At 67.4% G+C, this 20407-nt stretch carries 16 protein-coding genes and 2 pseudogenes; 9 read left to right on the forward strand and 9 right to left on the reverse strand.

The window, feature by feature from the left end:
• Positions 1 to 4: 4 nt before the first annotated feature.
• From LEL84_RS17835 to LEL84_RS17845, 3 genes are read right to left on the reverse strand one after another with little or no spacing between them, the layout of a single operon-like run.
• On the reverse strand, positions 5 to 1819 hold the full coding sequence (locus LEL84_RS17835; RefSeq protein ID WP_226512347.1) for an IucA/IucC family protein: 1815 nt from the start codon (positions 1817 to 1819) through the stop codon (positions 5 to 7).
• A gap of 4 nt (positions 1820 to 1823) precedes the next feature.
• Positions 1824 to 2432 (reverse strand): GNAT family N-acetyltransferase, encoded by a 609-nt coding sequence (locus LEL84_RS17840; RefSeq protein ID WP_226512348.1) that lies wholly within the window; start codon positions 2430 to 2432, stop codon positions 1824 to 1826.
• 56 nt (positions 2433 to 2488) lie between these two features.
• On the reverse strand, positions 2489 to 5935 hold the full coding sequence (locus LEL84_RS17845; RefSeq protein ID WP_226512349.1) for a non-ribosomal peptide synthetase: 3447 nt from the start codon (positions 5933 to 5935) through the stop codon (positions 2489 to 2491).
• Positions 5936 to 6313: 378 nt separating this feature from the next.
• Between LEL84_RS17845 and mbtM the strand changes: the two genes are divergently transcribed.
• A complete protein-coding gene (gene mbtM / locus LEL84_RS17850; RefSeq protein WP_058251360.1) occupies positions 6314 to 7963 on the forward strand; it encodes a long-chain-fatty acid--ACP ligase MbtM in 1650 nt (549 codons plus the stop codon).
• A gap of 105 nt (positions 7964 to 8068) precedes the next feature.
• A complete protein-coding gene (locus tag LEL84_RS17855; RefSeq protein WP_226512350.1) occupies positions 8069 to 8815 on the forward strand; it encodes a siderophore-interacting protein in 747 nt (248 codons plus the stop codon).
• A 279-nt stretch (positions 8816 to 9094) separates the two neighbouring features.
• On the opposite strand, the gene LEL84_RS17860 is transcribed toward LEL84_RS17855, so the two are convergent.
• On the reverse strand, positions 9095 to 10378 hold the full coding sequence (locus LEL84_RS17860) for an IS1380 family transposase (protein WP_319005280.1): 1284 nt from the start codon (positions 10376 to 10378) through the stop codon (positions 9095 to 9097).
• 58 nt (positions 10379 to 10436) lie between these two features.
• Here LEL84_RS17860 and LEL84_RS17865 point away from each other — a divergent pair.
• The 3 genes and pseudogenes from LEL84_RS17865 to LEL84_RS17875 all read left to right on the forward strand — a co-directional run.
• A pseudogene (locus LEL84_RS17865) lies at positions 10437 to 11407 on the forward strand (IS3 family transposase); the annotation flags it as partial.
• A 286-nt stretch (positions 11408 to 11693) separates the two neighbouring features.
• Positions 11694 to 12893 (forward strand): IS30 family transposase, encoded by a 1200-nt coding sequence (locus tag LEL84_RS17870; RefSeq protein WP_226512351.1) that lies wholly within the window; start codon positions 11694 to 11696, stop codon positions 12891 to 12893.
• A gap of 1 nt (position 12894) precedes the next feature.
• Positions 12895 to 13236: pseudogene (locus tag LEL84_RS17875) on the forward strand (integrase core domain-containing protein); the annotation flags it as partial.
• 297 nt (positions 13237 to 13533) lie between these two features.
• Here LEL84_RS17875 and LEL84_RS17880 read toward each other — a convergent pair.
• From LEL84_RS17880 to LEL84_RS17895, 4 genes are read right to left on the reverse strand one after another with little or no spacing between them, the layout of a single operon-like run.
• On the reverse strand, positions 13534 to 14322 hold the full coding sequence (locus LEL84_RS17880; RefSeq protein WP_137808596.1) for an exodeoxyribonuclease III: 789 nt from the start codon (positions 14320 to 14322) through the stop codon (positions 13534 to 13536).
• Positions 14319 to 15302: a GNAT family N-acetyltransferase gene (locus LEL84_RS17885; protein WP_226512352.1), complete on the reverse strand. Its 984-nt coding sequence runs from the start codon at positions 15300 to 15302 to the stop codon at positions 14319 to 14321. Before LEL84_RS17885 ends, LEL84_RS17880 begins: the two co-directional genes overlap by 4 nt.
• Before the next feature lie 24 nt (positions 15303 to 15326).
• The gene (locus LEL84_RS17890; RefSeq protein WP_159369990.1) at positions 15327 to 15929 is read right to left on the reverse strand and encodes a peptide deformylase; all 603 of its coding nucleotides are present in this window, start codon (positions 15927 to 15929) and stop codon (positions 15327 to 15329) included.
• Between the two features lie 20 nt (positions 15930 to 15949).
• Positions 15950 to 16795 carry an esterase/lipase family protein gene (locus LEL84_RS17895; protein ID WP_226512353.1) on the reverse strand — a complete coding sequence of 282 codons (846 nt, stop codon included), beginning with the start codon at positions 16793 to 16795 and terminating at the stop codon, positions 15950 to 15952.
• 274 nt (positions 16796 to 17069) lie between these two features.
• Between LEL84_RS17895 and LEL84_RS17900 the strand changes: the two genes are divergently transcribed.
• The 4 genes from LEL84_RS17900 to LEL84_RS17915 all read left to right on the forward strand — a co-directional run bounded on the left by LEL84_RS17900 (position 17070) and on the right by LEL84_RS17915 (position 19895).
• A complete protein-coding gene (locus tag LEL84_RS17900; RefSeq protein ID WP_137808592.1) occupies positions 17070 to 17435 on the forward strand; it encodes a DUF3263 domain-containing protein in 366 nt (121 codons plus the stop codon).
• A gap of 47 nt (positions 17436 to 17482) precedes the next feature.
• A complete protein-coding gene (locus LEL84_RS17905; RefSeq protein ID WP_065630470.1) occupies positions 17483 to 17968 on the forward strand; it encodes a LytR C-terminal domain-containing protein in 486 nt (161 codons plus the stop codon).
• An 85-nt stretch (positions 17969 to 18053) separates the two neighbouring features.
• A complete protein-coding gene (locus LEL84_RS17910; protein ID WP_058251354.1) occupies positions 18054 to 18734 on the forward strand; it encodes a superoxide dismutase family protein in 681 nt (226 codons plus the stop codon).
• Positions 18735 to 18767: 33 nt separating this feature from the next.
• Positions 18768 to 19895, forward strand: coding sequence for a glutamate--cysteine ligase (locus LEL84_RS17915; RefSeq protein WP_058251353.1), 1128 nt, complete (start codon positions 18768 to 18770; stop codon positions 19893 to 19895).
• 38 nt (positions 19896 to 19933) lie between these two features.
• Here the strand turns inward: LEL84_RS17915 and LEL84_RS17920 are convergent, their stop codons facing one another.
• Positions 19934 to 20323, reverse strand: a complete 390-nt coding sequence (locus LEL84_RS17920) for a DUF1304 domain-containing protein (RefSeq protein WP_137808591.1) — start codon at positions 20321 to 20323, stop codon at positions 19934 to 19936.
• Positions 20324 to 20407 lie beyond the last annotated feature (84 nt).

A 20407-nucleotide genomic window follows, 5' to 3' on the forward strand; every position in this document is an offset into this window, starting at 1 on the left:
TCCGTCACCGGTCCCTCGGCGGCGCAATCGGATTGACGAGCCGGTGACCCGCGTCGATCAGCGATGCGTAGGAGTCCTCGATGTCGACCATGCGCTTGTTGTTGCGCAGTTGCAGCCCGTTCATGTGCACCGCCCCGAACTCCGGTGCGAACAGATCCCAGCGAGCGAACCTGTCTTCCAGATCGGGGTGGGCGGCGACGAACTCACGCAGGCTCTCGGCCACCAGCGACCAGAACTCGTCGTCGCCGACGATGCCGTGCGTGTGCAGGATCTCGGCGAGTGGACGCAGGAAGTCGTCGAAGACGTCCGACAGCACACCCAGGTTGCGGATCTCGTCCGGTTCGGTGGTCCGGACGCGGGCGCAACTCTCCGGGAGTCCGTCCGCCTCGCCGAACACCGATACCTCCTCGCCGATGTCCTTGAGGATCGCTCGCACCGGGATGCCCTCGGCGAGAACCAGGATGAGGTTCTCCCCGTGCGGTGAGAACTTCAGCTCGTATCGGTAGAGCAGGTAGGCGATGGGGTGCAGATAGGTGCGCAGGTAGCGACGGATCCACTCGGTCGCGGGAACACCCGAACGGTCGATGAACGCGCCGACCAGTGGCTCCCCCAGGTGGTCGACGTGAAGCAGCGCGGCCATGGTCGACAGTTGCTCGTCGGCGGCTGCCAGCGGCACCGGGCTCTGTCGCCACAGCGCGGACAGGATCTTGCGGTACTCCGACCCCGGCTGCGTGATCGGCGTGAACGTCGGACTGCGGTAACCGATCGCCGCGACCTCGAAGATCATCTCGAAGCCGATCGCGGCGAGGTACTGGTCGTCGGCGACGAGTCCACGGACCCAGTTGTTGATCAGCGGCGTCGTCCGCATGTAGTCGGCCGACATCCCGCGTGTGAAACCCATGTTCACGATCGACAGTGCGACCTTGACGTAGTTGCGGGTCGGGGTGGTCGCGTTGAACACCGTGCGGATCGACTGCTGTGCCTGATAGAGGTCGGGGCTCGTGCCGACCTCGACGATGCGCTGGTCGGCGATGTCGGCGGAGTAGAGCTTGCGTACTTTCTCGACCCACTGCCAGGGATGCACCGGGAGGTACCGGTAATCGGCCGGGTCGCAACCGACTTCGCGCAGGGCGTCCCCGAAGTCGGACAGCGTCTCGGGTCCGAGCTCGTCGAGGAGCAGCGCGCCGTAGTCGACGTCGCTGACCGTGGCGACGTCACAGTCCTCGCGACGGACGGCGAGCCAGACGAGCCTGAAGTGGTTGCCCACCTCGGGGGCGTAGCGCTCGATGTCGTCCGCGCTGAAACCAAGACGGCCGGCGTTGGCGACGATGCACGGGTGCCCCTCCGTCATCGTCGCCTCGATGGTCTGGAAGTCGGCGTGAGCGAGATCCGTTGCCGGGATGCGTCGTTCGTCCGGACGGTCGGCGCTGATCGCCAGGGTGTTGATGAACTCCTCGAGGTACTCCGGCAGCGCCTGGGGACCGATCCCCAGGAACGGGGCGAGGTCGACGATCATCGCCACCGCGTCGACTGGGAGTTCGGCGCCGTCGCGCACACGACGCAGCGTCGACTCGTCGATCGCCCAGCTGTCCAGGGCGAGTCGGTCGGCGCGGAAGTAATAGTCGGTGCGGCCGTCGGCGGAGGAGACGACGTACCCGTCGCCACTCGCCACCGGGGCGAGTGCCCGCTCGTGGGAGAACTCGGCGAGGATCTTCTTCGCGATCCTGGTGTGATACGTCTGGCGATGGCTTCGCGCACCCGACCCCCCGGCCGTGCGCGTCGCGAATCCCGGAGTGGTCCCGATGTCCTGGAGAGTCAACGATCTACGCCCCCAGGTCCGTGACCTCGACGGGTCCGACGCACTTGCCGTTGTCGGTCACCTCGAGGAAGTCGGCTCGGGTGCAGTAGCTCAGGTGCGCGGTCTTGTTCCCGACGGGGTAGTCGCCGTCGACGCGGAAGCCGACACTCGCGTTGAGGCGGTGCACGGCCTTGTTGCGGACGTCGGGCTCGACGACGACGCGCGCGGCGCCGACCTCCAGGATCGCGGTCCGCATGATGTGCAGCATCACCGCGCCGGTGAAGCCCGGCAGGGACTGTTCGGCGTGGGCGACCAGCAGGTGCATGCCGATGTCGCCGTCGGCGGGTACGTAACCGCTGGCGGGGTCGGCGAGTTCGCTGGTGGCCGGGTCGTAGAGCTCGAACAGGAACTGCGGGCGCCCGTCGTGGTAGCCCAGGCGCATTCCGTGGGGCGTGCCGGCGGTGGCCTCGGCCGACTCGCGAATCATTTTCTCCACGTCGGCAACCGAGCTGTCGAGCATGTCCCAGTACTTGGCCTTGGGATGGGTGAGCCATCCGTGGACCGTCGCGGCGTGCGATACGTCGTCGAGGTCGACCGAGGTCAGGTCGTAGGTCGGGGCGGAGGAAATGGTCATGATGCCTTTGCTCTGGAGGTGGTCGGTTGGTGTGCCGGAGAAGGTGCCGGATGCGGTCAGCCGCGCGCGATCTCGGCCTCCACCTGTTCGTCGGTGAGTTGCAGGACGTCGAGGAAGGTCTGTGCCACGAACTCAGCGCGTTCCCCGCCGAGTTCGGTGAGCCGTCCGGCGAGCCCCGCGATCGTCCGCCGGGAGAAGATGTCGGCGACCGAGAGGCCGGGTGCGTCGAGCCACTGGCGCGTCAGTGCGACCACCCGGGTGGCCTGGACGGAATCGCCGCCGAGGGAGATGAAGTCCTCGGTGACGTTCCCGGGCGGGGTCGGCAGGACCTCGCCGAAGATCAGGGTGAGGGCCTCTTCGACCGGGCCGCGCGGCGCGACCGCCTCGACGGCGTCGTCGTCGGACCGGACGCCGGCGGCGATGGCCTTGCGGTCATGCTTGCCGTTCGGCGTCAGCGGGAACCGGTCCAGGACCGTGATGGACCGCGGAACCATGTGCGGTGGAAGGGCTTCCGACAATCGGGCGCGCAGGGCGGCGTCGTCCTCGGTCGATCCGTCGGTGAGTACCACCGCGGCACGCAGGTCGCGACCGTCGGACCAGGCGACGGCCGAGCCCACCCCGGCCAGACCCAGCAACCCGGCCTCGACCTCACCGAGTTCGACGCGGTACCCGCGGATCTTCACCATGTGGTCGGCGCGGCCCAGGAAGTCGAGGAAGCCACCCGGGAGGTAACGCGCGAGATCGCCGGTGCGGTACCAACGCTGTCCCTCGTGCTCGACGAAACGATCGGCGGTGCGCTCGGGGTCGCCGCGGTAACCGTCGGCGACGCCGGCTCCGCCGATCCACAGTTCACCCGGCACGAGGTCGGGACGGTCGCGACCGGCGTCGTCGACGACCCGGCAGCGCACACCGCGGAGCGGAATCCCGTACGGCACGAACGCCATTCCGGCCGGGACGGCATCCGCTTCGCAGATGGTGGAATGGATCGCCGTCTCGGTGGTCCCGCCGAGGCCGGCCACGCGACAATCCGGCAACTGTGCCCCGACACGCTCGAGCAGCGACACGTCGACCTTGTCGCCGCCCATGATGATCATCCGTAGCGACGCGGGCAGGGGGGCGAGATCGAGGAGCATGCCGAGGATCGACGGCACGCAGTTGAGCACGCTCACCGAGTGCTGGGTGAGCAGCCGCGCCCAGTCGTCGACCTTGGTCTGCTCGTCGTCGCCGGGCACGACGACGGCGCCGCCGACGGCGAGGAGGCCGAAGATGTCGAAGACCGAGAGGTCGAACTCCAGCGAGGACACCTGCAGGCTGCGATCGTCGGCTCCGATCGCATACCGGTCGACGAGGTCGGTGATCGTGGCGACCGCGGCCCGGTGCGGAACCTGTACGCCCTTGGGCAATCCGGTGGAGCCCGAGGTGAACAGGACGTAGGCGAGGGCGTCGCCGCCGATCGCGACCGGGTCGACCGGATCGGTGCGTCGGGCGTCGTCCACCTCGAGCACGGTGGCTTCGGCAGAGGTCCAGGCGGAGGGTTCGGAGGTGAGAATTGCGGCCGGGGTGGCGACGTCGACGATGCGCTCGCGGCGCGCCCGGGGCTGGGTGGGGGCGATCGGGACGTAGGCCGCGCCGGCGGCGAGCACTCCGAGTGCGGCGACGACCTGGTCGCCGCCCTTGGGGAGGTGCACGACGACCGTGTCACCCGGTGTGACCCCGGCTGCGACCAGGGCTCCGGCGACTCGGCGGGCCTCGTCGGCCAATTCGGCATGGGTCCAGGTGCGTGCGTCGGACACGACTGCCGGTGTCCCGGCACGCTCGGCGGCGCGGGCGAAGAAGGTTCCGTGCAGGGTGCCGTCGAAGGTGTCGGTGGCCGGTAGTGGACTCTCCACCGAAAGGCGCTGTGCTCGAACCTCGGCCGTGATCGGGTCCGGCGCGGGCGCATCCCATTCACCGTCGACGAGGAGCCCGAGCAGACGGACATAGTGGTCGAACATCGAACGTGCGGTGGTGAGTTCGAGGTCGGAGGCGCGGACGTCCCAGTTGAGGAGCAGCCCGCCGGCCACCTCGGTCACCTGTGCGTCCAGCAGCACCTGCGGACCCTGCGAGACGATCCACGACGGATCGCCCAGCACGTCGGTTGCCTGTTGCGAGAACAGGTCTCCCAGTCCCAGCGCGCTGGTGAACACGATCGGCGAGACCACCGGTTCGCCCCGGTGGCGACTCAGTTCGCGAAGCACGTCCAGTCCGTTCATCGAACCGTGCGCGGCGGCCTCGTGCATCGATGTCCGCATCGATCGCGCACGTTCGGCGAGCGTCGCCGGCTCACTCAGGTCGACGCCCACGAGGATCGACGACGTGAAGTCGCCCACCACCCGCTCGACGTCCGGATGGACCTGTGGACGATCGAACAACGGCACGGTGAGCAGGAATCGCGATGTGGCCGAATGTGTTCCGACGGCTTCGGCGAACACTGCGGCCACCGCGGCCGCGGGGGTGACGCCGCGCCGGTGCGCGTGCTCCTCGAGTCGCTTCCAGTCCGACGCGGACACCGAATGGTGGAGGCGGACACTGTGCGGTTCGGCATCGCCGCGCATCGCCCGCTCGTCGAGCGGGAGTTCCGGCGGGCCGGGGAGCGTGGGAATGCGTTCGCGCCACCAGGTCACGTCGTCGTCGCGGATCTCCCGCGACGTGCGATCCGCGGTGATCGTCGCGAAGGTGACGCCGAGTTCCGGAAGGGACTCGCCGCGGTACAGGCGAGCGAAGTCGTCGACGAGGACGCGGTAGCTCATCGCGTCGGCGGCGATCATGTCGACGTCGAGATGGACACGGGTCGAGTTCCCCGGCAGCAGACTCAGTTCGGCGCGGATCACCGCTCCCTCGTCGACCGGCAGTGCGCGGTGGGTGCCGTCCGCGCGACGGGCCGCGAGGACCTGCTCGACCGTCTCCGATGTATGTTCCCGAAGGTCGTGCACCGCAATGGCTTCGGGGTGTGCCGGGCCGATCTCCTGGGTACCGTCGGGAAGCACTCGGACGCGCAGCATCGGGTGGCGTTCCAGCAGCGCGGCCATCGCCGAGGTGAAGCGGTCGGGATCGACGTCGGAACCGTCGAACTCGATGTAGAGGTGAGCGGCGACATTGCCGAACGCGTGGCTGTCCGACCTACCGATCCAGTAGGCGTGCTGCATCGGAGCGAGGGGGAACGGTCCTTCGGTCGGCTCCGATGACGAAGGTGCGATGTCGTCGGTGGTCGGCGCGGGCGTGCCGCCCAGCAACGCCGCCCACGCGGTGATGGTCGGTTGTGCGGCGAGGCGGGCGAAGTCGACGTCGAGGCCGCGTTTGCGCAAGGTGCCGGCCAGTCGCATCATCCGCAGCGAGTCGAGTCCCTGGGCGATGAGGTCCTGCTCCGGGTCGATCGACTCGGGCGTCACGCCGAGCGCCTCGGACACCTCGGCGACGATGTCGGCCGCGGTGACAAGATCCGTGGTCTGGGAATTCGTGGCCATCAGCCGGCGTGCCTCTCGCAGTTCGGTGACATGTTTACTCAGTCCGGGGAACCCGCATTTAGGGTAGGTTATACTAACTAACCGCTCCGCCCAATCTCTGGGCAATGCCGGCGAGAGCCCCGCGAGCCGACGCGAATTAGGTTAGCCTAAGTTTCGCGTATTGGTCTCATCGGATGACGCGGATCACGTAGTCGCGATGATCGACTCTGGGTCTTGTGTCCGAGAAAGATTAGGCTACCCTACCCAAATGGTGCGAGCAGTTGTGTTCGCCGAGACCAGCGGTCGGGGACGACCCGCGGTATGACCACTCGGTCGCTCACACGACCGGAAGACGATCAGACGACCGACGCCAGGTGCTGGCGAGAACGGGAAACGAGAATGTCGCAGAACAGCGTGATCCTGGAGGAAGCGGGCTCGACCAATGCGTTGGCGGCCACCGTTCGTGAGGCGATGCTGGCGGGGGATACGAGTCTGTCCGTCCTGGACTCCGACACCGGCGAGTGGGTGACGGCGCCGTGGCGCGAGGTCCATGCCCGCGCGGAGCAGATCGCGGTCCAGTTGCTGGCCGACAGCGAACTGCACGAGCCGCAGGCGCTCGGCCTCATCGGGGACCCCACGGTCGACCTGATCGCCGCCATCCAGGGCGCGTGGCTCGCCGGTGTTCCGGTCACCATCCTGCCGGGCCCCATCCGGGGGGCCGACGAGGAGCGATGGGCGCAGAACACCTACCACCGGTACGTGTCGATCGGCGTCGGCACCGTCCTCGGCAGCGGAGCCCAGCTCGATCTGCTGTCGAAGGTCGAGGGACGGCTGCACATCGCGCGAGTGGGCGAGTACGGCCTCGGCGCCGACACCACCGACTTCGTCGCCCGCAACGTCAACGGCAACACCATCGCCGTCCTCCAGGGAACCGCCGGATCGACCGGAGACCCCAAGACCGTCGCCCTGACGGCCTCGGCCGTCTACTCGAACGCCATCGAACTGGTCAGCCGGCTCGGCCTCCACCGCACCCGCGACACCGGGTTCAGCTGGCTGCCGCTCTACCACGACATGGGTCTGATGTTCCTGCTCGCCGGGATGACCACCGGCATCCCCGCCTACATCGTGCCGAACACCGCCTTCGCGGCGGCGCCCTTCAAGTGGATGCAGTGGCTCACCGAGACCAAGACGACCGTCACCGCGGCGCCGAACTTCGCCTACGACATCCTCGGCCGCTACGGCAAACTGCTGCGCGACATCGACCTCTCACACCTGCGCGTCGCGATCAGCGGCGGTGAGCCGATCGACGCCGACGCCTTCGACAAGTTCCTCGAGGCGACCGCTCCGTTCGGATTCGATCGTTCCGCCGCGGCACCCGCCTACGGAATGGCCGAATCCGCCTGCGCGGTGACGATGCCCGCGGTCGGCGAGGGGGTGCACTACGACGAGGTCACCGTGACCCCGCCCGGCGGTGGCGAGCCCATTCGCCGCCGGTACGCGATCCTTGGTAAGCCGCTGGGCGGCATGCAGGTTCGCATCGTCGAGCCGAATGTCGACGTCCCGGTCATCGACGGGCGCAACGTCGGACACGTGGAGATCCGCGGCGCGTCGATGATGCGTGGCTACCTGGGCGACGCCGATCTCGGTGCGGGCGAATGGTTCTCGACCGGCGACCTCGGCTACCTGATCGACGATCGGCTGGTGATCTGCGGCCGGGCCAAGGAGGTCATCATCGTCGCGGGCCGCAACCTGTTCCCGATCGAGATCGAGCGCGCGGCCGCCGAAGTCGCCGGCGTGCGTCGCGGCGGCGTCGTCGCCATGGCGCGGGGGGAGGGTTCGGCCCGGCCGGGCCTGGTGATCCTCGCCGAGTACAAGGGGTCCGATCCCGACCAGGCGCGTGCAGAGGTCAACTCCGAGGTCGCGTCGGCGTGCGGGATCATGCCCGCCGAAGTCATCTTCGTCGCGCCGGACTCGGTGCCGCGCACCACATCCGGCAAGATCCGTCGCCTGGAGACCCGTCAGATGGTCGAGAACGGCACCTTCCAGTAGGTCCGGTTTTCCGTGGTGCGTCGTGTCATGCCGACGGTCACGAGAATGACAGTGTCTCCCCGGCCCGGACCCCGGGCCGGGGAGGCACTGTAGAGAGGTTCAGACATGAGCGAGGTATCCACGAAGGGGCGCGGCTGGCAGGGCGCCGTCATGAAGATCCTGGGCGGTGACGACTTCACCTTCACCCTCACCGGCAAAGAGGCGGTGACGGATCACTATCTGCGACTGCGCTTCCACGGTGGCGGGCTCCTCACCGGTTCCGCGATCCACCCGACCATGTGGGTGCGCCTCTGGTTCGCCGACGGCGGCAAGCTGCATCAGCGCGGGTACACGCTCGTCGATCCCGACCCGGCGACGGACACCTTCGACATCGAGTTCGCGATCCACGACGGCACCGCCGCCCGATGGGCTCAGGACGCACATGTGGGTGACGCCATCGGCGCGACCCTGATGGGCTCGAAGTTCGCGATCCCCGACCCCGCGCCGGCGGGATGGCTCGTCGCCGGCGACACCGCCTCGCTACCGGCGATCAATTCGCTTCTGGACTCGCTCGGCGACTCCGGGGCGGGCGCGACGATCTGGTTCGAGTATCAGCACGAGAGCGACAGATCGCTGCCGCTGCGCGCCCGCGCGCAGGACACGGTGCACTGGCTTCCGCGTGAGCGCGACGGCGCGGCTCTCGTCGACGCGGTCCGATCCGCCGCCTTCGACGCCGCCGACCACTTCGGTTGGGTTGCACTCGATTCCACGAGCACCCGCACGGTCGCCGGATTGTTCAGGGACGATTACGGGATTCCCAAGAAGTCGGTGAAATCCCAGGCCTACTGGATCGTCGGGAAGTCGTTCGCCTGACGGCGCCCCTGCTCCCTGAGGTGCGAGCGAAGCGAGCCTCGAAGGGCCTCGCGACGCATCTCGCCGCGCCCTTCGTGGCTCGTCGCTATCGCTCCTCGCACCTCAGCCTGAATCTTTCATGGGTGACTGGGTTTTCGTCGATCAACGGTCGGTGTGGGGTTGTGGGGTTGGTGTTGGTGTGTGGGCAGGGTGGGTCGCCAGCGTTCGGTTCGCTGGTTGTTCTCAGTTCCTGGTGGGGGTGGGGGCTGCGGTGACCGGGTGCGTGTGACAGGGGGCTGGTTAGGCGGTGAGGCGTTGCCAGCCGTGGTGTATGTGGTGGTTGTAGGGCCAGTCGGTGGGTAGTCGCAGGGTGGTGGTGCGGGCGTGGGTGATGATTTTGCCGGCGACGGTGAGTAGGCGGTGGCGTAGGCGTTTGGGTTCCCAGCGGCGGATGGGGTCGTGGCGGGTGTAGCCGAGGGTTTGAGTCCAGGCGAGTAGGTCGGAGGCTAGGGCGACAATGTCGAGCCACAGTTGGTTTTTGGCGAATTCCTCGAAGGGCAGGTTGGCCATGCCGGTGTCTTTGAGGCAGCGGATACGGTCCTCGGCGCGGGCGCGTTGACGGTGTCGTAGTTCCAGGGTCGGTAGGGTCCAGCCGCGGCCGCGGGTGTTGGTGGCGAACACGGTGTAGCGGCGGCCCTCGATATCGGTGATGAGGTGTTGGGCTCCGTTGTGGGGGTACTCACGGCGCACGATCAGCCGCATCCCCGATGGCCAGGACTTGTAGCCGGGTTCTGCGGCACGGGTGGCCGGCGGTAGGTAGCGGGTGATCTCGGCGACCTGGGCATCAGCTCGCGGATCGGCGTCGGCGTTGTTGACCGCGGTGACCCAGGCAGCCTCGGGCAGCACGTCTAGGGCTTCTTTGACCAGTTCGGTGATGGTGAACCCGACCGAGTACTGCAGATTCTGCTCGGCCAGGTAGGCCAGGAACTCTTTGGCACACCCGGCCGAATCGGTACGGATGAGCACGTGGGCGCGTTCGGCAGCGGGCAACTGCGCCACCGCCCTTTCGGTGGCGGCGATGTGCATGTCCGCACCCTTGGGGGAGGCGCCCCCACGCCGCAGGTCCAGGTTCAGTGTTTCCCCGGTGCCGTAGGCGCCGTGGTCGACGAACGAACACATCGGGGAATGCCCGAACACCCGTTTATACGTTTTCTGGGCCTGTTCTTTGGCCGATCCGGCCGTCACGGTCGTGGCATCGAGATCGACGGTCACCAGCCCGCCATCGACGCTGCCCGCGGCGCCTTCCAGTGGGCGGGCGATGTCCCACACCCGTTCCCGCGCGGCGGCGCGAGCCGCACCGATCGCGGTACTGACCGCCTCGACATCAGCAGCGAGTCGGGTGATCACCCGCGAGATCGTGGGATCAGAGGCCACCTGCCCATACAACTGTGGTTGAGCACGGACTGTGGCCACATCGGCCACACAGTCACCACCGGTCGCCAAGGTCATCGCCAGATCCAGCACGATCTTGGCCGGATCATGGACCGTGGCTGTCGTTCGCCATGGCGCCATTGCCGCGGTCAGGGCGGTGAATCACCCCTGGTTTGATGCCGCTTCCTTCTGAGTCAGGAAGGATGAGCTCATGCCTAAAAAGATCGATCCAGAGGTCCGTTCGAGGGCTCTGCGGTTGCTGGAGGCCCACGGCGGCGAGTACACGTCGTTGACTGCCGCTGCCGAAGCGATCGCTAAGCAGGTCGGTGTCGGCGGAGAGACGGTACGCCGGTGGGCAGTGCAGGCACAGGTCGATGCCGGCGCCCGCTCCGGGACCACCTCGGAGGAGTCCGCCGAGATCAAGCGTCTCAAGGCGGAGAACAAGCAGTTGCGAGAAGACGTTGCCATTCTGAAGGCGGCGACAACTTTCTTCGCGGGGGAACTCGACCCCCGCAACCGATGATCGTGGCGTTCATAGATCAGATGCGCAGCAACGGTTTTGCGGTCGAGTCGATCTGCCGGGTCCTGCGTGAGCAGGGCTGCATGGTTGCCGCACGAACCTACCGGGCATGGCGAACACGAATGCCTGCTGCTCGTACCGTCTCCGACGCTCACGTCGTCGATGCGGTGCGCAATGTCGTCTGGCGCACCGATGACGACGGCCGACGGAAGATGACTCCCGAGGGCCTCTACGGGCGGGTGAAGATGCGCGCCCATCTGCACCGCACAACACTGCCTGGGGTGTCCTACGGCGCTGTTGATCGAGCAATGAAAATGCTAGGCCACAACGGAATTCGAAGATCCAAAGGGGTCCGCACGACCGTCCGCTCCGCTGACGGTGTACGCGCGGAGGATTTGCTGAACCGACAGTTCAGTGCCGCCGAACCCAACCGGGTCTGGGTGACCGATTTCACCTACTGCCGGACCTGGGCTGGGTGGGTGTACGTGGTGTTCATCATCGACGTGTTCTCCCGTCGAATCGTGGCGTGGCACGCATCGACATCGAAGACAGTCGAGCTGGTGACGGTCCCGCTTCGGATGGCGCTGTGGCAGCGCAATCGGGAAGGGCATCCGGTGAAAGCTGCTGAGCTGATTCACCATTCGGATTCCGGCAGTCAGGGTGAATTCAACTGGTCGTCGCAACACCTTGATCGTGGAGGTGTTGGCTTTGGCTACAGCAGACTGGAGCAAGAAGACCAGCGATGCGCCCACGGGGGTTCGTCGGCAGGGGCGAGCTGATCGTGCGTTGCGGCCGGCGATGCGTTCGCCGGGCCGGCCCGAGCCGTCGCGGGCGGTGCAACGTCAGTTTTGGGGGTTGATCGCGACGGGGATGAGCACGGCGGAGGCGTCGGTGGCGGTCGGCGTGTCGGTGCCGGTGGGGTCGCGGTGGTTCCGCCACGCTGGCGGAATGACGCCACTGAGTCTGGACGAGCCGGCGGGTCGTTACCTGTCGTTCGCTGAACGGGAAGAGATCGCGCTGCTCCGCGCCCAACAGTGTGGTGTGAGAGAGATTGCTCGGCAGATCGGACGCAGTCCGGCAACGACTTCGCGTGAGTTGCGCCGCAACTCCGCTACCAGGAGTGGGAAACGTGAGTATCGAGCCTCGGTGGCGCAGTGGAAAGCTGAGCAGGCCGCCAAGCGCCCGAAAACAGCGAAACTCGTGGCCAACGTCGAGTTGCGGGAGTACGTGCAGGAGCGGTTGGCGGGCACTGTCCGTAGCCCCGACGGCACGATCGTCGCCGGCCCCACGCCGCCGCCGTGGAAGGGGCTCAACAAGCCGCACCGGGCCGACCGGCGGTGGTCTCTGGCATGGAGTCCGGAGCAGATCTCCCAGCGCCTGCGGGTCGATTTCCCCGATGATGAATCCATGCGCATCAGTCATGAGGCAATCTATCAATCCCTGTTCATCGAGGGCCGTGGCGCGCTCAAACGCGAGTTGGTGGCGTGCCTGCGGACCGGGCGGGCATTGCGGGAGCCCCGTGCTCGCTCACGCAACAAGCCGCAGGGTCACGTCACCTCCGATGTCGTCCTCAGCCAGCGCCCGCCTGAGGCCCACGACCGTGCTGTCCCCGGCCACTGGGAGGGTGATCTCATCATCGGTGTGGGTCGGTCGGCTATCGGCACTGTTGTCGAACGGCGCAGTCGCGCAACGATTCTAGTCCATCTCCCACGCTTGCAAGGGTGGGGTGAGCAACCGCGGGTGAAGAACGGGCCGGCACTCGGTGGCTACGGCGCCATCGCGATGAACGCGGCACTGACGGCGTCGATAGCGGCGCTGCCGCAGCAGTTGCGCAAGACGTTAACGTGGGATCGCGGTAAGGAACTGTCCGCTCATGCCCAGTTCGCGATGGATACCGGAACGCAGGTGTTCTTCGCCGATCCGCATTCACCGTGGCAGCGACCGTCCAACGAGAACACTAATGGGCTGCTGCGCCAATATTTTCCGAAGGGAACTGACCTGTCACGGTGGTCTGCAAACGACCTCGAGGCCATCGCATACACCCTCAACAACCGTCCCCGAAAGGCCCTCGGCTGGAAGACCCCCGCCGAAGTCTTTGAAGGACAGTTACACTCACTACAACAACCCGGTGTTGCATGGACCGATTGAACCCGCCCAGTACACATCAGTTACACTGACTGAACGTCTGCGACTCGAAGACATCGCCGCGTCGATCGGAACGGTCGGGGACGCCTACGACAACGCGCTGGCCGAGTCGGTGAACGGCTTGTACAAGACCGAGTGCATCCGGACCACGATCTTCCACTCCGGCCCGTACAAGACAGTCTCCGACGTCGAGTTCGCGACCGCTGGTTGGGTCGACTGGTACAACAACAGCAGGCTGCACTCGAGTATCGGCCAGATCCCCCCGACCGAGCTCGAAACGCTCCACTACGCTGGCCTCGGCCCCGAGGACCAGCCCACATTGGAGGCGGCACAGAACCTAGGGTGATTCACGGCGCCCAGGCCGCAGACCTGCACGGTTTTCGTCAGCAACACCGCTCCCGAGGTTGTCACCACCGACTCAGTGCGCGTGGGGTCCACCATCAACTCGGGATACACGTTATTCTTCACCTGCGAGGTGCCTTTCTTCTTGTGACTATTTGTTTGTGGTGAATCAATAATCACAAGGTAGACAGGCACTTTCGCGTATCACACGCCGAACACCAGCAACATCAGTGAAATATCCAGGCTCAGGGAGCATGGGGAGGTTCGCACCTGAGGGAGTAGTTGTGTTGCGCAGCCGCGATCAGTCGGCGACGTCGAAGACCACGGGGGCGTGATCGCTGGCGCCCTTCGCTTTTCGCGCGGCACGATCGACAACGGCGCCCATGATGCGGGTGTCGAGAGCGGGCGAGCAGAACGCGTAGTCGATGCGCATGCCCTCGTTCCGGGGGAACCGCAGCTGGGTGTAGTCCCAGAAGGTGTACCCCGGGGCGTACGGAAGGGCCGAGTCGACGAGGCCGGCCTCCAGGAACCCCTGCACTGCGGCGCGTTCGGGTGGGGTCACGTGTGTGCGTCCCTCGAAGTACTCGCGATCCCACACGTCGTCGTCGGTCTGGGCGACGTTCCAGTCGCCGGCGAGCATCATGTCTGCGGCGGGGTCGTGGGCCAGCCGCAGGGTGACGTGATTCCGCAGCGCGTCGAGCCAGGCGAGCTTGTAGGTGTAGTGCGGGTCGTCGGGTGTCCTGCCGTTGGGTACATAGAGACTCCAGACGCGAACACCGTTGCAGCGCGCGGAGATCGACCGAGCCTCCCGGATCGGTTGGCCGTCGACCGGGTGCGTCGGCACGCCGTCGAAGGAGATCTCGACCTCGTCGAGCCCGACCCGTGAGGCGATCGCGACACCGTTGTAGGCGCCTTGCCCGACGTGCGCGACGTCGTAACCGGCGGCGAGGAAACTCATCAGCGGGAACGCGTCGTCGTGACACTTGGTCTCCTGCATCGCGAGCACGTCGATGCCGGCGGTCTCCGCCCAGGCGACGACGGACTCGGACCGGGCGCGAATCGAGTTGACGTTCCAGGTGGCGATCCTCATCGGATGTCCTCCGACGCGGCCGGCACGTGCGGTGTCACATAGCGATAGGTGTGATGCAGCCCGAAACCCAGGCGGCGATACCACGATCCGGCCAACCGGTTGGTGGACTCGACCTGCAGGTAGACCGAGTCGGCGCCCTGCTCGACCCCCCACGCCGTCAGCGCCGCGACCACCGCGGAGGATAGCCCGCCCCCGCGCGAGCCCGGGTCGGTCCACAGGGCGGTCAACCCCAGCCACCGGTGTCCGTCCGGCGACTCGGTCACCGAACCCCGCCCGATCGCTGCTGCGTCGTCGACGGTCGCGAAGGTCATCGGGCCGTCCCCGGCGGTCACGACGCCGGCCACGGTGCCGAGTCCGCGCGACGCGCGCCCACCGGCGTATGCGCTCAACCAGCGGGCGTCCGGTTGCGGATCGAGTTGTACTGTCCGTCCGTGCATCTCGCCGGTGCGCGCGCGGAGCCCCGGCAGGTCGGCGGTCAGCATCTGTACCTCGACCCCGGGGTCTCCGGGAACGGAGCCCGACGGGATGAGGCGATCCGGGTAGGCGAGGAGCGGAGGGAGTCCGCGGTCGGCGTACCACTCACCGATATGTCGCAGGGTCGCGGCGTCGGGACGTGCGTGGCGTTCAAGGGGCACAGCTGAGTTGGCGCGTCTGCTGAATCCGTTACCGGCCCGCAGGAGCCAGCCGTCGACCCACTCCGTCTCGACACCGGGCCAGGCGACGGCGGCGGCGTGCTCGAGCGCGCGGATCTCGCTGTTGCGCACCGGTTTCGCGGACAACAGACGCACCGAGGTGATCGCCGCGAACGGGATCGACAACTCCTCGTCGTCGCGTCGTATCCGCAGCGGGTCGGAGTCGTCGAGCAGGACGCCCGTCACGTCCGACCGGGCGGCCGCGGGATCTCCCCGCCAATCGGCGGGGGTCGCATCGCCCAGCAGATAGCGAACGACGACGCGGTCGCCCGGGACGGCACCCGACAATGAGACCTCCACGCGGAAGCGAGATCAGTCGTCGTCGTGCCCGAACGGGTCGGCGACCTCGCCGGGCGTCCACGTCAGACCGGGGACCCCCCACTTGTTGCGTTTGATCGCCTTCTTCGCGGCCCGGGCGTTGCGCCCCACGAGCACGTCGACGTAGAGGAAGCCGTCGAGGTGGCCGACCTCGTGCTGGAGCATCCGGGCGAAGAACCCCTCGCCCTCGATGACGACCTCGGCGCCGGTCCGGTCGGTGCCGGTGACGCGGGCCCAGTCGGCACGGCCGGTGGGGAACTGCTCACCCGGCACCGACAGGCATCCCTCGTCGTTGTCGTCGGGATCCGGCATGGTCTCGGGGATCTCGGAGGTCTCGAGGACCGGGTTGATGACCTCGCCGCGGCGGCGGGCCGCCGAGCGGTCGCCGTCGGGGCAGTCGTAGACGAACACCCGGGACCCGACGCCCACCTGATTGGCGGCCAGGCCCACACCGTGGGCGGCGTCCATGGTCTCGTACATGTCGTCGATGAGGCCGACGACCTCATCGGACGGACGGCCGTCCGCGTCGAGGGGGACCGGAGTGGTCGGCTGGTGCAGGACCGGCTCGCCCACGATGCAGATCGGGAGAATCGCCATGGCGATCACCTTAGCGCTGCTCAGGGCGCAGGAACGACGCCGGGTACGGCGTCGCGGATGGCGTCACCGGCAGGGCCGGGAATGCCGGGGAACAGCGTCGACTGCCAGTCGAAGCTGTCGACCGGCTCGGTCACCACCGAGTCCGCGCACGACCCGCGCAGCGACGTCCGCACGTTGGCGATGATCGTCGGGTCGCGCATCTCGATGACGTGGTCGTACCCGGTGTTCGCCAGGGGGACCGGGGAGTATGCGCGGCACTGTGCGGTTCCGTCGAGGCGGCCGTCGGTCCATTCGCCGTCGCTCTGCACCACCGAGTAGCGAGTGGGGCCGGGGGCGTCGGGACCACGGTTGAGGGCGGTGACCGCGTCGGCGTACATGCAGGTGTCGTACCCGCCGTCGCGCGGCTGAGCGCACCCGCCGGGTGAGCCGTACTGGGCCGTGCCGATCGCCACGTACTCGTCGACGACGGCGGACCCGCCGAGGAACTTCAGGTAGTGCCGGGCGCCGAGCCCGCCTGCGCTGTGGGCGACGATGCCGATGGACGACGCCTTGCCGACGAAGGGCTCGACCGTCCGTTGGATGAGCTTCGCATCCGATGCGACGTCGCGACCCCCGGCGTGCGCGTACACCACGGTGTTCCCGTCGGCGCGGATCGCGTCGGCGAGCGGACGGAACGTCTCCTCGTTCTGTGCGTCGCCCGCGTAGAGCTGCTGACCGGGCACGATGACCACGACGCGCTCGGCGGGCGCGGCGGCAGCGGGCGCGGCGAGTGCCGCGGTCGCGACGGCGGCCGTGGAGGCCAGCGCCGCGATGGCTCCCATCACTGCTCGCCGGGTCCTCGCCACCCCGGATCCGGTTGTCGTCATCCCGACCGTCGTCATCTCTGTCCCCCCGCCTCGACCCATCCCGGACAGGGATGAGTGAGGGCAGCCTAACAGCGGTCGCCGTCCGACGGAATGGTCGTGATGCGCGCCGTGGCGAGTCACACCGCGATCGGACCGGCCCGCCGTGGTTAGATTGGCTGCGAACCACACCGCTGTCATTCGTCTCCGTGAGGAGACGTCCGCGCCCGCGTCGCATCGCGAATAGGTGCACGTCAGCGGTGGTGTGAGGTCGTCGACTGGTATCTGAGGGAGTGAGATGGACGGCGCAGCTGCGCGTAGCCAGAAACAGGGCGATCAACCCACCCCCGGCCAGGACGCAGAGGCCGGGGCGGCAGGCCGGCCGGTCGATCCGCACGAGGTCGGTGCGGACGGTCTGACCCGCCGCGAACACGACATCCTCGCGTTCGAGCGCCAGTGGTGGAAGTACGCCGGCGCCAAGGAAGAAGCGATCAAAGAGCTGTTCGGTTTGTCGGCGACCCGGTACTACCAGGTGCTCAACGCGCTGGTCGACCGGCCGGAGGCGCTCGCGGCCGATCCGATGCTCGTCAAGCGGCTCCGGCGCCTGCGCGCGACCCGTCAGAAGGCCCGTGCGGCGCGCCGTCTGGGCTTCGAGATCACCTGAGACGCTGAACCCGGTCGCCCTCGCGCGGTGCGTTAAGGTCGTCGGTGATGAATGCAGATCGTGAGCCCAATCGCCTGCCGCTTCGTGCGGGGGCGATGATGCTCTTCGCAGTCGCCGTGGTCTTCATCGGCCTCGGCTGGCATTCCGCGGCGACCGCCGGGAACGACGCCCCGACGACCGAAGCCGCGACGACCGTGAGTTCGTCGCCCACGTCGACGCCGGCGTCCACGAGTGCGGCGTCGACCGACAAGCGGCTCTGCGTGATCAACGCCGGCCAGGTCGCGGGCCTCGCCTCGGACGTCACCGATCTGCTGGAGGCCAGGGGTTACCAGATGGCGGAGCCCGGCAACTACACCGCGGGCGGGTTCAGCGAGAACACGGTCTTCCATGAGGACGACACGGACAAGGCCCAGGCCGACGAGGTCGCCGAGGCACTCGGCGGCCAGGTCGCGGTCGAGGAGCGGCCGGCCTCGTTCACCCGGTGCCGCGGCGGCATCCCGGTGGTCGTGGTGACCGCGGTCAGCGGCGCATGACCCGGGCCGAGCCGCGAACCTCTGAATTACGAAACAGCTGAACCGAGAATTACCGAAAACCACTGTCCGCCAACCAAGGAGTGACATGTCCGGACGTTCCACACTCGCCGCGCCCCGCGCTCTCGCCGCGTTGTTCTCCGCAGGACTGATCGGCGTGACACTGGCCGGGTGCAGCCCCGACCAGGAACCCACGGACGTCCCGGGCACGACGCCGCCCGTCGTCAGCGATGCGCCGCTCCCGCCGGGCGCCGAGGACGACGTCGACGGCGAGCCCAGCGGCCAGATCGCCGTCGCCGAGATCAAGGACACCTCCGGCGAGGTCGTGGGCCACGCCCACATCTCCGCGGCCACCGAGACCTCCGAGCCGGTCACCATCAACGTGCGCGTCACCGCCGGTGAGCTGCCGGCCGGGTTCCACGGCATGCACATCCACGAGACCGGCACCTGTGACGCGGGCGCCGGCGGCTCGCAGGCGTTCACCTCGGCGGGCGGACACCTGCAGGTGGACGGCAACACCGACCATCCCTCGAGCGGAGATCTGATCTCGATCAACATCCTCGAGGACCACACCGGCCGGACGGTCACCACGACCGATGCGGTGACGATCCAGCAGCTGATCGGCAAGTCGATCATGATCCATGAGAAGCCCGACAACTTCGGGAACATCCCGGCCGACAAGTACCCGGGCGGACCGAACCCCGACACCCTGCGGACCGGCGACGCCGGCGCACGCATCGCGTGCGGTGTCATCGAGGAGGAGAGCTAGGGGTTCTGGCGCCGTCCGACGCCACCTGAGCACATGACACCGATCGAGTTCGACGGGTCACCGACCCCCACCCTCGGGGTCGAATGGGAGTTCGCCCTGACCGACAAGGGAACCGGCGACCTGTCGAACTCGGCGGCGGCGCTCTTCGCCGCCGTCGGCGAACACCATCCCGACTTCGCGGGCAGAATCCACAAGGAGCTGCTGCGCAACACCGTCGAGTTGGTGACCGGCATCTGCCGGACCGCGGGCGAGGCGATCGCCGACCTCACGGGCACGCTCGGCGTGGTGCGGGGGCTGACCGAGGACCTCGGCGTCGATCTGTACGGCGCCGGTACGCATCCGTTCGCGGAGTACTCGACCCAACTGCTCACCGAGGGTCACCGATACGCGGAGCTGATCGAGCGCACCCAGTGGTGGGGGCGGCAGATGCTGATCTGGGGCGTGCACGTCCACGTCGGGATCAGCCACCGCGACAAGGTGTTACCCGTTCTCGACGCGCTCCTGAACTACTATCCGCACCTGCTCGCGCTGTCCTCGTCGTCGCCGATGTGGGCCGGTCAGGACACCGGATACGCGAGCAATCGCGCCATGATGTTCCAGCAACTCCCGACCGCCGGGCTGCCATTCCAGTTCGAGACCTGGGAGCAGTTCGAGGCCTTCGTCGCAGACCAGAAGACGACCGGGATCATCGACCATCTCAACGAGATCCGCTGGGACATCCGGCCTTCCCCGCATCTGGGGACCATCGAGGTCCGCGTGTGCGACGGCATGACCAACCTCGGCGAGCTGTCGGCGATCGTGGCACTCATCCACTGCCTGGTCGTCGACCTGGACCGGCGGTTCTCGGCGGGTGAGAAGCTGCCGACGATGGCGCCCTGGCTCGTCCAGGAGAACAAATGGCGGGCAGCCCGCTACGGACTCGACGCCATCGTCATCCTCGACTCCGACTGCACCGAGAAACTCGTGACCGAGGACCTCACCGCTCTGCTCGAACGTCTCGAACCGATTGCGCGCGAGCTCGATTGCGTCGACGAGCTGGCCGGCGTCGAGCGCATCATCGCCCAGGGCGCGAGCTATCAGCGGCAGCGTGACGTGCATCGTCGCACCGGTTCGCTACGCGAGGTGGTCGCGTCGGTGGTCGCCGAGCTGGACGCTCCCTGATCTCAGTCGGCGCGAGATCCGGGAGGCAGGGCCCGGGCTCAGATGGCCAGACCGATGGCGAGCACGACGATTCCGAGAGCGGGAACCACACCCTGCTTCAGTGCGGCCGCGATCTTGTCGGGGCTCGACAGCGCCAGCACAAGTGCCGCGGCCGCCATCGAGGCCGTGCCGGTGATGACGAGTGTTGCGCCGATCGCGATGGATCCGCCGATGGCAAAGGCGATCCCGACGAACACGGCGATCGCGAGGAACAGGTTGTAGAACCCCTGGTTGAACGCCAGTTCCTTTTGTGCGCTCGCCTGTTCCACCGTGCCGGTGCCGAACGTCGCGCGTGCGCGCGCGCTCGTCCATGCGATGGACTCCAGATAGAAGATGAAGACGTGGACGAGCGCCGCGATCGCGGCGAGCACCAGACCTGCGATGACCATTTCGTACTCCTCGTTGTCGACGGGCCCGTCAGAGAATAGTGTTCCGACCGGTCTAAAATACCGGAGGGCGACGACAGAGAGGTG

The organism is Gordonia sp. WA4-43, from assembly GCF_020520305.1.
GTDB lineage: Bacteria > Actinomycetota > Actinomycetes > Mycobacteriales > Mycobacteriaceae > Gordonia > Gordonia hongkongensis.

Bases quoted from the DNA above. Each gene is read 5' to 3' on its own strand.
- LEL84_RS17840 (WP_226512348.1), bottom strand. From the start codon at position 2,432: ATGACCATTTCCTCCGCCCCGACCTACGACCTGACCTCGGTCGACCTC.
- LEL84_RS17845 (WP_226512349.1), bottom strand. From the start codon at position 5,935: ATGGCCACGAATTCCCAGACCACGGATCTTGTCACCGCGGCCGACATC.
- mbtM (WP_058251360.1), top strand. From the start codon at position 6,314: ATGTCGCAGAACAGCGTGATCCTGGAGGAAGCGGGCTCGACCAATGCG.
- LEL84_RS17855 (WP_226512350.1), top strand. From the start codon at position 8,069: ATGAGCGAGGTATCCACGAAGGGGCGCGGCTGGCAGGGCGCCGTCATG.
- LEL84_RS17870 (WP_226512351.1), top strand. From the start codon at position 11,694: ATGACGCCACTGAGTCTGGACGAGCCGGCGGGTCGTTACCTGTCGTTC.
- LEL84_RS17880 (WP_137808596.1), bottom strand. From the start codon at position 14,322: ATGAGGATCGCCACCTGGAACGTCAACTCGATTCGCGCCCGGTCCGAG.
- LEL84_RS17890 (WP_159369990.1), bottom strand. From the start codon at position 15,929: ATGGCGATTCTCCCGATCTGCATCGTGGGCGAGCCGGTCCTGCACCAG.
- LEL84_RS17895 (WP_226512353.1), bottom strand. From the start codon at position 16,795: ATGACGACAACCGGATCCGGGGTGGCGAGGACCCGGCGAGCAGTGATG.
- LEL84_RS17900 (WP_137808592.1), top strand. From the start codon at position 17,070: ATGGACGGCGCAGCTGCGCGTAGCCAGAAACAGGGCGATCAACCCACC.
- LEL84_RS17905 (WP_065630470.1), top strand. From the start codon at position 17,483: ATGAATGCAGATCGTGAGCCCAATCGCCTGCCGCTTCGTGCGGGGGCG.
- LEL84_RS17910 (WP_058251354.1), top strand. From the start codon at position 18,054: ATGTCCGGACGTTCCACACTCGCCGCGCCCCGCGCTCTCGCCGCGTTG.
- LEL84_RS17915 (WP_058251353.1), top strand. From the start codon at position 18,768: ATGACACCGATCGAGTTCGACGGGTCACCGACCCCCACCCTCGGGGTC.
- LEL84_RS17920 (WP_137808591.1), bottom strand. From the start codon at position 20,323: ATGGTCATCGCAGGTCTGGTGCTCGCCGCGATCGCGGCGCTCGTCCAC.